Source organism: Metallosphaera tengchongensis, assembly GCF_013343295.1.
GTDB lineage: Archaea > Thermoproteota > Thermoprotei_A > Sulfolobales > Sulfolobaceae > Metallosphaera > Metallosphaera tengchongensis.
On the sequence record NZ_CP049074.1, the window covers coordinates 205,680 to 218,369 of the forward strand.

General features: G+C 44.2%; 11 protein-coding genes. 4 read left to right on the forward strand and 7 right to left on the reverse strand.

All coding sequences use genetic code 11. The features are described from left to right. Positions 1 to 22 precede the first annotated feature (22 nt). The 4 genes from GWK48_RS00955 to acs all read right to left on the reverse strand — a co-directional run bounded on the left by GWK48_RS00955 (position 23) and on the right by acs (position 6,151). The gene (locus tag GWK48_RS00955; protein ID WP_246263858.1) at positions 23 to 1,717 is read right to left on the reverse strand and encodes a hypothetical protein; all 1,695 of its coding nucleotides are present in this window, start codon (positions 1,715 to 1,717) and stop codon (positions 23 to 25) included. Positions 1,718 to 1,856: 139 nt separating this feature from the next. Continuing rightward, positions 1,857 to 3,176: a class II fumarate hydratase gene (locus tag GWK48_RS00960; protein ID WP_174628760.1), complete on the reverse strand. Its 1,320-nt coding sequence runs from the start codon at positions 3,174 to 3,176 to the stop codon at positions 1,857 to 1,859. Between the two features lie 164 nt (positions 3,177 to 3,340). Beyond that, positions 3,341 to 4,144 carry an aldose 1-epimerase gene (locus tag GWK48_RS00965; protein ID WP_174628762.1) on the reverse strand — a complete coding sequence of 268 codons (804 nt, stop codon included), beginning with the start codon at positions 4,142 to 4,144 and terminating at the stop codon, positions 3,341 to 3,343. Positions 4,145 to 4,189: 45 nt separating this feature from the next. Then, complete coding sequence (acs, locus tag GWK48_RS00970; protein ID WP_174628763.1) at positions 4,190 to 6,151, reverse strand: acetate--CoA ligase; 1,962 nt, start codon at positions 6,149 to 6,151, stop codon at positions 4,190 to 4,192. Positions 6,152 to 6,508: 357 nt separating this feature from the next. Between acs and GWK48_RS00975 the strand changes: the two genes are divergently transcribed. The 4 genes from GWK48_RS00975 to GWK48_RS00990 all read left to right on the forward strand — a co-directional run bounded on the left by GWK48_RS00975 (position 6,509) and on the right by GWK48_RS00990 (position 10,939). Then, the gene (locus GWK48_RS00975; RefSeq protein ID WP_174628765.1) at positions 6,509 to 8,413 is read left to right on the forward strand and encodes an APC family permease; all 1,905 of its coding nucleotides are present in this window, start codon (positions 6,509 to 6,511) and stop codon (positions 8,411 to 8,413) included. Positions 8,414 to 8,447: 34 nt separating this feature from the next. Then, entirely contained in the window at positions 8,448 to 9,221 is a 774-nt protein-coding gene (locus tag GWK48_RS00980) for an MBL fold metallo-hydrolase (protein WP_174628767.1), read from the forward strand. A 303-nt stretch (positions 9,222 to 9,524) separates the two neighbouring features. Then, on the forward strand, positions 9,525 to 10,679 hold the full coding sequence (locus GWK48_RS00985; RefSeq protein ID WP_174628769.1) for an MFS transporter: 1,155 nt from the start codon (positions 9,525 to 9,527) through the stop codon (positions 10,677 to 10,679). An 80-nt stretch (positions 10,680 to 10,759) separates the two neighbouring features. Then, positions 10,760 to 10,939, forward strand: coding sequence for a hypothetical protein (locus GWK48_RS00990; protein ID WP_174628771.1), 180 nt, complete (start codon positions 10,760 to 10,762; stop codon positions 10,937 to 10,939). A 106-nt stretch (positions 10,940 to 11,045) separates the two neighbouring features. Here GWK48_RS00990 and GWK48_RS00995 read toward each other — a convergent pair whose 3' ends face one another. The 3 genes from GWK48_RS00995 to GWK48_RS01005 form a co-directional block, all read right to left on the reverse strand. Beyond that, entirely contained in the window at positions 11,046 to 11,711 is a 666-nt protein-coding gene (locus GWK48_RS00995) for a DsbA family oxidoreductase (RefSeq protein WP_246263859.1), read from the reverse strand. A 77-nt stretch (positions 11,712 to 11,788) separates the two neighbouring features. Then, positions 11,789 to 12,115 (reverse strand): hypothetical protein, encoded by a 327-nt coding sequence (locus GWK48_RS01000; protein WP_174628773.1) that lies wholly within the window; start codon positions 12,113 to 12,115, stop codon positions 11,789 to 11,791. Positions 12,116 to 12,274: 159 nt separating this feature from the next. Next, positions 12,275 to 12,688 carry an OsmC family protein gene (locus tag GWK48_RS01005; RefSeq protein WP_174628775.1) on the reverse strand — a complete coding sequence of 138 codons (414 nt, stop codon included), beginning with the start codon at positions 12,686 to 12,688 and terminating at the stop codon, positions 12,275 to 12,277. Positions 12,689 to 12,690 lie beyond the last annotated feature (2 nt).

Genomic DNA, 12,690 nt, shown 5'->3' on the forward strand with positions numbered 1-12,690 from the left:
AAGCCTGGGAGTTTATACTAAATTATTTTCTCTTCATGAAGAAAACTGCTCCTGCTATGACCAGAATAACAACTACTATGGCCACTACGGGCAGTAAACTCCCTAGCCCTGCAGATGTCCCAGTGCTAGACGGCGAAGTGGACGTGGATGTAGTGGATGTTGTGGTTGATGGAGCCCCGTACACTGCATAATAGACGTTTGAAGGATCGTCATAGACTACCAACTTACCGTTGACCACGAAATAATTGGACGAATTGAGGGCTACAAGATTACCGTTAACCTCTTTATATACAGTTACGGTCTGGTTCTTGAGGACTGAAACGTTAAATATTATACTGCCGTTGGCTTGAACCACAATTCTCTGTGCTGGATATTTTCCACCACTCACGTTCAGAACGGTCTCCGTTACGTTAGCTGGTTTAACTGGTGTGACGTTTATTACGTTCCCACTTGGAGTGACAACGAAGAACTGGTACGTACCGTTTATCGATACTTCCACTAGATGGGCACCCTCTCCATGGCCGTGCTCCACCACGAAAACTGGGTGGGACAGGTTGACGGAAGCAGTGGACTCAGCAAGACCATTATTAGTTATAATTATGACCGCCGGTTCTCCGTTAACTTTGACCTCAGTCTCCACCTCCGGCTTAGGAGGCGTCACTTTACCTGTGACTACCTTCAACTCTCCTGCAACTAGGCTAGAGTAAGAACTAGATATAATTCCTTGCCTAGACCCTTCCTTGGAAAGGAATGAGTCGTGGACATAGCCTAAAACAGTTCCATTAACTCCGAAAAACTCTATGGTAGAGAACTGGAAGTAACTTCTGCCCACGACTCCTAATTTACCAAACCCAATGTCAGTAAGGGCAAGACCCTCGCCCTTCCACACCAGGGCTGGTACGAGAGAGCCGTTGAAGTAAGCTAGAGTAGTGTTATAATTCGTCGAGGAATTCACGCTAGAGTTGCCAACCGTTAGCTCATCGTCTTCTGGAGCGTATCTTCTGGGGAAGTTTTGCTGAACTTCTACCTCATGGGTTGACTGTGCTATTAGTTTGGGAGTGGCTTGGACTAGGTCTAGGTTCTCATGATATTGCGCTACCCCTTCCTTCAATGGAAAAGTTACGTTAACTAGGCTGGTTCCGTTTATGAACACAAGAGTTAGTGTTCCCGTTTCGTTTACATAGCTCAGGGTTGTTATGCTACTACCATTCATTAGTAGTCCAGCCCATACGAGCTCTGACATTCCTGACGTGCTAACTATAACCCTAATTAGTTGAGGTATTTGGGAATCCACGTTTAGTAAACCATTTTGGTTCAACCTTATAGAAATGTTTCCGCTGTAGCTCGTGACCTTTCCGAACGTTAAAGCGTAAAGAAAGGTCGATCCCTCTATCTTTACACTTTCACCACTATAAGTCGAATTATATGTTGCATTGGAGAAGTAATAGAATGCAGATGAATTAGATAGATTAGACAAAACTCCATGCATATCATGCGTATCTTGTCCCATATCGTGCGCTATACCCAAGGATCCAACGTGATATAAGCTGTCAAACCTCTCGTAAGTTACACTCATTCCCGAAGACGAGGAGGATGCACTGGAAACCAGGCTTAAAGTTATAACTGATGCTAATAATCCAAAAATAATAAAAACTGAAAGCCTCCTAAATAGAGGTTTGAATTTTACCGCTTTCATTGGTGCTGTCATTTTCACCATGTGATAAGGGGGACATTTCTCTATAAAAATCAAACCATTATTATCCAGTTCCATTTCTAATGGAAGACTAAATTTATTGAAAATAGGAAAAAAGACGATCCTTATTTTGTAATATCTGACAAATAATAAAACTATAATTTTAACTTTTATCTTGTATAGTAGGTTTAATCAATTTGTTTAAATCTAATATTTGATTTATTTTTTCCTCTGAGAATCCTAGCTCCCTTAGAGCTTCCCTTATTGAAAGACCCTTGTTTAACATTTTTCCCAACTGTGATGCTTTATCGTACCCCACTAGAGGAGATACCACAGTTATGAGAGCTGGACTGCTCTCAGCGTACCTCTTCATTTTCTCAACGTTAGGTACAACGCCCCTTACTATCAATGAGGAGAACTTGCTAAGTCCTTCAGAGATTAGATCCACTTGGGTTGAAACATTGTGGCCAACGAGAGGAACCCCCATCGCCAATTCAAACTCTCCAAGATTTGAGGCAAACTGATTAGCCTGGTCAAGTCCAATAACCTGCGCGGCTATGAGCATTGAGGCTTCGGCCGTAACTGGGTTGGTCTTCCCTGGCATAATACTGCTTCCAGCTATCTCCTCCTGTGACGGTAGGTCTATCTCACCTATTGCCGTGAACGGTCCTGAGAACATCAATCTGAAATCCTGTGCTAACCTATAGAGCTCAGTCGCCACGGTTCTCATGATACCGCTTAAGGTTAGAAGATCAGTGAGGAGCCTTAATCCCCTGAACGGGTTCCCTAGGACAAAGCCTTGACCCGTAACTTCGTTGATTACCCTAACCACAGTCTCTCTGAACTTAGGGTGCGAATTAACTCCTGTACCAACTGCGGTTCCACCTAACGGAATTTCCTTTAAGTAACTTAGAATAAAGCTGAGGTTAGAGATGTCGTGCTCAAATGCGTCAGCATAAGCGTGTAATTCCTGACCAAAGGTTACGGGCATGGCGTCCCTAAGATGGGTTCTCCCGGACTTCACGACGCCCATGTATCTGTCCCCTGTATCCCTTAGGGAGTTTGCTATTTCCCTGAGAGAGGGAATTAGCTTCTCTTCCACCTGCTTCACCGCTGCTATTCTCGCAGCTGTAGGTACGGTATCATTAGAGGACTGGCTCATATTAACGTGGTCATTGGGGTGAACCTTTAGTCCAGAAATTTCCGATGCCCTCTCTGCCAAAACCTCATTGACATTCATGTTAAGTCCTGTTCCAGAACCCGTTTGGAAAACGTCTAAAACGATCTTGTTATCTAGTTTCCCATCCATAAGCTCCCTTGATGCTTGCTCTATTGCCTTAGCCACTTCCTTGTCAAGAATTCCTAGAGCTGAGTTCGCCCTAGCACATGAGAATTTTATTACGCCCATGGCATATATCAATGATTTGTGAAATTTGGTTCCAGTATTCATGAAAAGTTTGGGTGCGTTTTCGGTGTACTTCATAAGTAGAAACGAGACCTGGAGAATTATAGGTTTACCTGAAGACGATCTCAATCCTTCAGGATCCGTTACTAGAAAGATAAAATCCTTTAGGGACGTTTCTTGTCATGAGGTCACGGAATTAAAGCCGTCCCCTCTGGATTTAAGTCCTGTCTCTCGAAAAATCCTTAACTAATTTGAGATCGTACCTGCACGGATTGTATAGAGAAATGATAACTTTCGCTCTCTGATGCACCTAAAACTCGGAGTCCAATACCGTTGTTGTAGCCATCTGGAGCTCCAGACATTGGTTCAACAGCTACAGCTCCCTCCACCCCTGTATACAATTGAACGTAGTCCATTCCAGGTTTAGAAATCCTTACTTCAGAGTACTTCGAGGATAGAGTGACATCCCCAGGGAGGTAAAAGCAATCGTCGTATTTTCCTTCACTGATGATAAAGTCTTCCATCTCTCCTGTTGGTATGTTCTCCTTCATTATAAGCCGTTTACCTGCGTTGGGAGAGATCTTCCAGCTACCCTGAACTAAGAAGTAAGGATGAGACCCTACAATTAACGGTGCTTCCTCTTCTCCGACGTTTCTGATTTTCATGTCCACTGAGATGGAGTCAGTAAGAGTATACTTTACAATTAAGGCTAGGATAGATGGATATCCAGGATCTCGTATTTCGGTCTCCAACTCTATGGAGTTAGGCGTTAGTCTAGTCACTTGAAACTCCTTATACAGGATCAACCCGTGGATGGCGTTTCCATCCCTACCTAAAGGAAGCTGATAAGCCTTACCCTTCCACAGATATCTACCGTTCTTCACCCTATTGGCGAAGGGCACCAGAAGCGCCATACCGCCCCTAGTGGGTCTTTCAGTCCCTCTTAATATCACGTCTAGACCATCTAGTCTAAAAGAGAATAAGTACGCTCCCCTATCTGATATAATTGCCTCAGCCCTATCGTAGACTAATTTGTAAAAATTCATAAGTTAAGGGAGGTTATCAAGTTAAAAATTATCCCGTTATAAGGTTTAAGTTTTCAGTTCCTTCCTCAGTTCCTCAACTGCCCTCTTGATCTCATCCATTGAAGCCTCGTCCTCTATGGTGGTGAGATCACCAGCGTTAGAACCCATCATAACTGCCTTTATTACTCTTCTCATAACTTTTCCAGACCTGGTCTTGGGAAGCTTGTCCACGAAGTGGATCTGCGGAGTTACAATGGGACCCATGACTTTTCTGACATGGTTCTGTATTTCCTTCGCTAGGTCACTGGAGGGCGAGTATCCTCCCTTGAGTACCACGAACGCATGTACTTCCTCCCCCTTTACTGGATCCGGAACTCCGACTACAGCTGCCTCAGCGACTCCAGGATAAGAAGTTATGGCAGACTCCACCTCCCCCGCGCCTATCCTATGTGCTGCCACCTTCAAAGTCTCATCAGCCCTTCCCAGAACCCAGACATATCCGTCCTCGTCGACCATTGCGAAGTCCCCTGGATAATAGAGGGACGTGAACTTACTGAAGTAAGTCTTCCTTAACCTCTCCCCGTTATCGTTCCACATCCCAATCATCATGTTGGGAGGGAAGGGGGGCCTCATGACCAGATATCCTCTACTCCTTGGCTTCGAGGGATTACCGTCCTCATCCAAGACCTCTATGAAGTTTCCTGGAAGGGGAAATCCCGATGCAGGACCAGATTTCATGGGCATGTAAATAATACCCGGCAGGTATCCTAGGTTAGGCGCTCCAGTCTCAGTCTGCCACCACTGGTGAGACATGAAGACCTTTCCTCCTCCTAAAACTTCCAAACCCCACTTCCAAGGAGAGTAGTTCAGCACTTCACCGTTGGTAACTATGATCCTTAGGGAGGTCAGATCCCTGTTCTTAACATATTCATCACCGTACTTCATGAAATACCTTAGTGCAGTAGCCGAGGTGCCAAACGTGGTCGCCCTATATCTCTCAATCATCTCAGCCCACTTGTCTGGGTATGGGTAGTCCGGTGCGCTCTCATAAATGACCACAGTCCTCCCCATAACTAGAGGAGAGTAGGTTATGTAAGAGTGACCGACTATCCACCCTATGTCTGAGGTATTGAACAGGACGTCGTTTTCCTGGCTTAAACCGTAGCTCCACAACAACATCGCTGAAGTCCCCGCGAGATATCCCCCGGTCGAGTGGACTATTCCCTTTGGCTTGCCAGTGGTACCTGATGTATACAAGATGAAGAGGGGATCGTTTGAATCCACCCTAGCGGGTTCCACGTACTTATACTTGCCCACTTCATCGAAGAAGACGTCTCTCCCCTCTTTCATGCTCACCTCTGTTTTCATTCTCCTGAAGACTATGACGTTCTTCACTGAACTTTTATCCCCTAGGGCGTTTAGGGCCTCGTCCACAGTCCTCTTTAGCTCTACAACCTTCCCCCTTCTGGGATACGCGTCAGCCGTAATTATCACTTTACTCTTTGCGTCATCTACCCTATCGGCTATTGCCTGAGATCCGAAACCTGCGAAGATCACAGAGTGGATAGCGCCAAGTCTAGCTGAAGCTAACATCGCGGCAATCCCTTCAGGAGTGAGTGGCATGTAAATGGTGACCCGATCGCCCTTCTCTACGCCCAGGCTCTTTAGGGCATTAGCCCACCTATTGACCTCATAAAATAGATCCTGGTAAGTGACGATACGCCTTTCCCCAAGCTCGCTCTCCCAGATGATGGCAGCCTTAAATTTCCTGGAACTATTCAAATGTCTGTCCACTGCGTTATAACAGGCGTTCAACTTGCCTTTAACGAACCACCTAGTCAGGGGATCCTCCTGAACCATAGTTTGAGACCACGGTTCATACCAGTCCAGTAGATCCTCAGCCAGTGTACCCCAAAACTCAGAAGGTTTCTCCTTGCTTAGTTTCATTAGATGGGAGTAGTATCTCATGTTATAGTCTGCTTTCTCCTCCAACTCTTGTCCCTGCAATTTCATTGCTTCTTCAACCATAATTGACCACATTAACTTGCTTATACAATATTAAAAAGTATTATTGATCTCTTATCTCCAATGGATGGTTGGCTTAAAGGTTTCCTTATTGTTTTGATAAGGTTATCTTTCATATTTTGATGGAACCATAGTATATCTACAAACCAAGAATAAAGAAAATTTATACGATTAATCTCGGATTTTTCTACAATCATAGTTTAGAGTAAGTATAATGCATTAGAAGAATAAGAGATATGAAACTAAAATGATCGTATGAAAAAAACATAGAGTACTACGACATATTTATAAAAAAAAGATAATGATCAGTGATAGTTCATAGAAAGATTTTTATTATTTATCCATGTCTATTAATATGAAATGTCAGGAGAAAAACCTCAAAAATCGGGAGATTTAGGTATAGAATCGGATAAGCAATTAAGAAGAGCATTAAGTAAATTCGACCTACTATATCTTTCCTTAGGAGGAATCATAGGATCTGGTTGGCTTTTCGGGGCTTTATACACAGCTACATATGCTGGAGGTTCAGCGATCCTTTCCTGGATTATTGCAGGGATTCTGGTATTGTTCATAGGACTAGCCTACTCAGAACTCGGCTCAGCCATCCCAAAGACAGGAGGGATTGTAAGGTATCCACACTACACCCACGGAGGAGTGGCAGGATATATTATAACGTGGACGTACTTTCTTTCAGCAGCCTCTGTACCTGCCATAGAGGCAGTAGCCTCGGTCACATACCTTGCCAGTCTCGTTCCTTCCTTAACAGTTAATGGTGTACTGACGCCTTTAGGAATATTAGTCGCCTATCTCTTCCTGGTGTTTTTCTTTTTCCTCAACTACCTTGGGGTAAACATCCTTGGGAAAGTAACGCAAGGTGCTGGCTGGTGGAAACTTGTTATACCCACAATAACCGTGGCCATTCTATTGATCTTCTTCTTTCATCCAGTTAATTTCACCCTTGGAGGTGGGTTCTTCCCATCAGCCTCCAATGTAGTTGCAGGTTCTTCAGGAATTTACGGACTCTCAGCTGTACTCTATGCTATCCCAACCACAGGTGTTATTTTCTCATATCTGGGCTTCAGGCAAGCTGTGGAGTATGGAGGAGAGGGAAGGAATCCTAGGAAGGACATACCCTTCGCTCTAATAGGTTCTCTCTTGATTGCAATTGTTTTATACACTCTACTCCAAGTGGCCTTCATAGGGGCTATAAACTGGAGTAGCTTGACTGCCACTATAGGGAACAAAACAGTTCCCGTTACCCCCGGAAATTGGACCGAACTAAGCTACTCCTCCCTTCCTTCAGGACCATTCTATCAAATCTTCAACTTAGCAGCGCCCCTTGTTTTCGTTTCCCTACTGTTCTCCGGCTGGGCTTACATTCTTCTGCTCGACGCAGTTGTTTCGCCTAGCGGAACAGGCTGGATATACACAGGGACGAGCACAAGGACGTTGTACGGCTTCGCCTCCAACGGCTACTTACCTGGTCCGTTCCTGAAGCTCGGGAAAACTAAGGTTCCTGTCATATCTCTGATAGCTGCGACAATAGTAGCTGCGATCTTTATGCTACCTTTCCCTTCATGGCAATCGCTTGTAAGTTTCATAAGTTCAGCCACAGTTTTCACTTACATCATGGGAGGCATAGGGCTAGAGACCTTGAGGAGAACAGCTCCCGAAATGAACAGGCCTTTTAAGTTACCACTGTCAAAGATAATAGCACCAATAGCTACCTTAGCAGCTGGTCTCATTGTGTACTGGTCAGGGTTCGCTGTATTGTTCTACGTGGTCTCAGGGATATTCCTAGGATTGGCGCTGTTCTTTGGTTACTATGCCTATAAAATGATGGGGATTAACAAGGGGTTATCAATAGTCCTCGGTCTAATCAATTTAGTAGTTACTCTAGTTGACGCACTTTACCTTTACAACGCAACCAATGCGTTAAGAGCTGCCAATAATCTAGGATTTGGAGTTTACTTGGTAGTAATGATTGCTATGGTTGCAGTAGATCTCGTAGTCCTTAACGTTCTGGCAAAGGGAAGTAGTGCAAAAACCGAAATAAAGGCCAGCTATTGGTTGTTAGCCTATATATTTATCATTATGATAATCTCATACTTCGGCGGATTTGGGCTGAACCCAGTAATACCATTCCCAGAGGATACCATCGTGGCTGCTATAGTGACCCTGGCAGTCCATTATGGGGCTGTACTTAGCGGGTTCAAGACTCAGGCCATCCAAGACATTTTAGAGGAGACCAGAGAGGCTCCGTAGACACTTTTTTATTTTAACATAAACATTTTTTTCCATGTGCTCAGGTATTCATGCCGTACCATCAGGGCCTGGAGAGTTCCCTGAAGCTGTGTACTCCTTCGTGATCTGCGATAAAATGAACGTAATGATAGATGCTGGAGTGGCCAACTCCGTTATGGATGTTGGTTTCCTGGACAAGCTTGACTACGTGGTTATTACGCACCTCCACATAGATCATATAGGAGCCCTCTCTGAAATAGTACAAAGGTACAAGTCGAGAGTCATCGTATATGAGGGTTACTCCAAATATCTTCGGGATCCCTCCAAGATTAACAGAGACGCTAGGGCAGTCCTAGGGGAAGTAGTTGACATCTATGGGGAAGTTCAACCTACTGATGGGAATTTCCTTGAGGTAAAGGGCGGGGAGGAAATAGACCTAGGAGAAAAGAAATTAAAGATAATTTACACACCCGGTCATGCAAAACATCACATATCCGTTTTAGCAGACGGTATACTTTACAGTGGTGACTCTGCGGGTGGAAGGTATAATGGAACTCCAATCCCGACCACTCCACCACCCCTTGATCTGAGGAAATACCTTGATAGTTTGAAACTACAAATATCCCTATTACCCAAAGCCGTAGGTGTTTCGCATGGTGGGTTGGTCGCACCAAATCATCTTAAGGAACATCTAGACCAGATACTAACAAGGAACTATAGAGTCGACATAGACATAGGAGGATTGGCGGAGGAGATCCTAGCAAAGCATCTCAGTGCAAACTATAAAGGATTAGAGGAGGAGCTCAGCAAATATCCGGATCTAAACTAACTTCTTCCATGCCTCTTTGAGCAAGGGTTCCCCTATCGGTTCAGGATTACATCTCTCATCTGAGGAGCAGTCGAGAGGTGTGGAGAACCCCTCCCGCTTGGCTCAATAAATAGAGAGATGGAAAAGGGTTTTTACATACTTTTCATCCCCTCCCTGAAGGGCGGCGCTTTCATTATTTGTAATATTTTTTGTAACAATACCAGATCAAACGGATTACAAATAACCTACTTCGGTATTTTACATACACTGTCCCTATTAATTGGTAGACTTAATAAATTCTGAACAAAAATATTATGAGTTCATATGCCCTCACCCCTGGATTTTAAGGACTTCAAAAGGTTCACTGTTAATAATGCCATAACTTCTGGGGTTTACCCACTTAGCGAAATGACCGTTATGTGGCTCTTTTATGAGAACTTACATAGCCTATTTCTATTTTCTCTGGTTGCGTCTGCGAGAGTCGTTGTTAGAATTTTTATTTCACCGCTTGGGGGCGTGCTGGGGGACAGGTTTGACAGGGGTAAGGTATACTTAGTGCTAAAGTTTATGACTCCTTTTATCTTGGTAGCGCTCTCCCTTTCTATGGCAACTGACGGCTACATTATTGGGATACTCTTAGTCTACATCAGAGCCATAATCTCTGAGTTAACTTCCTTAATGGGCTCCACCTCGCTCGCAACTCTATTACCCAAGGACTTATTACCTAGAGGGATTTTCGTAAATAGAGTCCTCAAAGAGATATCGTCAGTATCTGGCACTATATTATGGCCATTTCTCCTGAAGTACTTAGGTCCCTACGTCCTTTTCATATCTGCGCTCGCGACAATACTGACCCTCCCTCTTATTTGGAACCTGAAGATAAACCCTAGGAACACCAACGTGAAGGTGACCACTGGGTTTAAGCTGTTCCTGTCTAAACCCGAGGTTAGAGGTGCGGTACTTGGAGTTGCAATTGATCAATCTGCCATCTCATACATACTCAATTACGCACCCCTCCTGGTTCAGATGGAGGGCGGTGGAGCTCTCTTCTACAGCTTGGCAAACATAGCCTTCTACATTGGAATGGTAGTTGGTAGCTTTATCGGATCCAGAATAAAGAATCTAGGATTGATCTCTGTCATCAATTTGGCTCTTAAGACATCTCTCTTCCTTCCGTTGCTGCTACACAACCCATGGGCTGTGGTTTACGCCATGTTAGCCATAACTTTAGCCGATGGCAACCTAGAGATCCTGTGGTTAATGTCCTTGAGGAAAGGCGCAGGCGACCAGTACCTCTCTAGCGTAATGGGAGTCGACGAAATGGTAACAAATATAGGAAGGCTCTCAGTTCTGGAAATAACTCCGTTCCTCCTGGTCTCAGGTTTTTTCCCACTTGTATCTTTAGGTTCCTTCCTTATAGGGGTGGAAGGTATAGTGAATTTACTTCATAAGGAGATGCTGGAAAACGATCAAACCTAACCATCTTAGGCTGAACCGTGGTAAGCAGTTCCAGTGAGAGGGTTAAGTTATGTATAACTCCATGCTAATATTTTTGTATAATGCCAGATGTGGGTATGTATCCCGAAAGGCTTGCATACGGGCAGCCCAAGATGTGCGGGTTTCCCCGTTTAGACGGTATCCCATCTAAGTTGGTCGGGGGTTTTCCCTCTGATGGGCAGAGAAGGGTGAAGGAAGACCTGTTCGACTCCCGTGAAGCCCAAGGGTATCAAGTTATATGAGAACCGATGAAACCCAAACCCCTGCATCCTGAACTCTTGATTGTAGTCGTACAGCAACTAGTCTCTCCTAGAGACTAAGCATCGAAAAATGTATTGATAAGCGACCTCACTGCTCCCAATAAGCCTTTAGTTCTACCTTTTTAGGCTCACCGTATTCCATGATGTCGTCCACAACTTGCTTTAGAAATTCCTCAGTCTGAACTCCTCTAATCAACCACTTATCATTGACGACAAGGGCGGGAACACCTCTTATACCCATTGCCTTAGCCTCCTCTTCATCCTGGATTACCGCAAGCTTTGCCTCCTTGGATTTAAAATCTCTCTTGAACCTCTCCACATCCAGTCCCACTTCCTTAGCTATGGATATTAGTACTGAATCGTCATTTATGTTCTCACCTTCCATGAAGAACTTGTCTTGGGCCAACGAAAAGTACTCCCAGTGTCCTTGATCTCCTCTCTGAAACTCAGCAGCCTTACACGCCATAAGGGGGGGCATGGACCACACGTGACCTATCTTCCCCTTATCTAGGACCTTTTTAGGATCATAATCCGGATAATATCTAGTTAAGATAGAAAACTCACTCCTGAAAAGCTCCCTTGCATCTTCAGGTGTAGGCGCTGCCGCAAGGAGATCGTCCAGAGAGGAAATTATCATAAACGCTTTATGTTTGACCTTTACGTTTTCGTACTTGGATATAACGTTCTTGAGCCTCTTGTTAGTTACGTAACAGAAAGGGCACAGCACGTCATGGAAGAAAGTAATGTGAATCACGGTCGCTCTCTATCTTTTCCGAACTTCGACTTTTAAATCAAACGTTTCTAGGTATAGAAAGAAAAAGAAAAAATTTCTTATAGACCAGCCTCTTGTACTAGAGACTTTATCATATTCGCATCTTCCATTATTTCCTTCATGTCTGCCTGAATTTCCTGGATCTGTGACATAGAGTTCAAGACTTCCTCCAACTGTTTCCAATAGTATTTTATGACTAAGTCTATCTGGTACCTCTGCATGGTCACCATACCCAACACTGTAGCCAATCTGGGCATTATCCCTTTACTTGCAAGGACTTTCTCATGTTTAACCGAAACCTCATTTAATCTGTCAAGTAGATCAAATAGATAGCCTCTAGCCTCCTCCAACTGCTTCTCCCCGGGCTTCATGAGCTCTTCAGCCATTAATAATCATAAAAAGTTAAATAAGTGAGTTTTTAAGTTTATTTGCTTCTGTTACTCCCTTCGATTTAGCGAGATATTTAGAGACGTAAGGTTACAGATAACGCTAAGTGTCTAACTTTAAGGACCTCTCCTCGACAAGGGAGTAGATTATGGAACGCTTCAGACTCTCCTTATTTCCCATTTCACGTCCACTTCAGTTCCCCTCATAAGTGTATCCTTTAGGGGGCATCTCCTCAAGGACAGTTCCAACACCTCTCCCATCCTCTCATCTTTTGAAACTACGACTATATCATATTTTACCTTCAGGACCCCAGGTCTAATCGAAGGATCTCCTTGAAACCCCTTAGGATCCAGCTCTCCCTCGATGTAACCGGATATTTCGTCAAAGGAGACTCTCCTCTCCCTGGCTATATAATGTATTGTTAGCAGCATACAGGACAGTGCGGCCCCTAAAAGCAATTCCTCGGGGGTAGGGTCATCTGATCCAATGAAACCTATCTTTAGCTCTGTGTCCTTAACTGACACCAATGCTCTGTCTCCCTCTAACTTACCCTCAGCTGTAAACGTTATCATAT

What these genes read in the sequence shown, in the direction of transcription:
- GWK48_RS00955 (WP_246263858.1), bottom strand. Translation starts at nt 1,717, where the DNA reads ATGGTGAAAATGACAGCACCAATGAAAGCGGTAAAATTCAAACCTCTA.
- GWK48_RS00960 (WP_174628760.1), bottom strand. Translation starts at nt 3,176, where the DNA reads ATGAAGTACACCGAAAACGCACCCAAACTTTTCATGAATACTGGAACC.
- GWK48_RS00965 (WP_174628762.1), bottom strand. Translation starts at nt 4,144, where the DNA reads ATGAATTTTTACAAATTAGTCTACGATAGGGCTGAGGCAATTATATCA.
- acs (WP_174628763.1), bottom strand. Translation starts at nt 6,151, where the DNA reads ATGGTTGAAGAAGCAATGAAATTGCAGGGACAAGAGTTGGAGGAGAAA.
- GWK48_RS00975 (WP_174628765.1), top strand. Translation starts at nt 6,509, where the DNA reads ATGTCAGGAGAAAAACCTCAAAAATCGGGAGATTTAGGTATAGAATCG.
- GWK48_RS00980 (WP_174628767.1), top strand. Translation starts at nt 8,448, where the DNA reads ATGTGCTCAGGTATTCATGCCGTACCATCAGGGCCTGGAGAGTTCCCT.
- GWK48_RS00985 (WP_174628769.1), top strand. Translation starts at nt 9,525, where the DNA reads ATGCCCTCACCCCTGGATTTTAAGGACTTCAAAAGGTTCACTGTTAAT.
- GWK48_RS00990 (WP_174628771.1), top strand. Translation starts at nt 10,760, where the DNA reads ATGCCAGATGTGGGTATGTATCCCGAAAGGCTTGCATACGGGCAGCCC.
- GWK48_RS01000 (WP_174628773.1), bottom strand. Translation starts at nt 12,115, where the DNA reads ATGGCTGAAGAGCTCATGAAGCCCGGGGAGAAGCAGTTGGAGGAGGCT.
- GWK48_RS01005 (WP_174628775.1), bottom strand. Translation starts at nt 12,688, where the DNA reads ATGATAACGTTTACAGCTGAGGGTAAGTTAGAGGGAGACAGAGCATTG.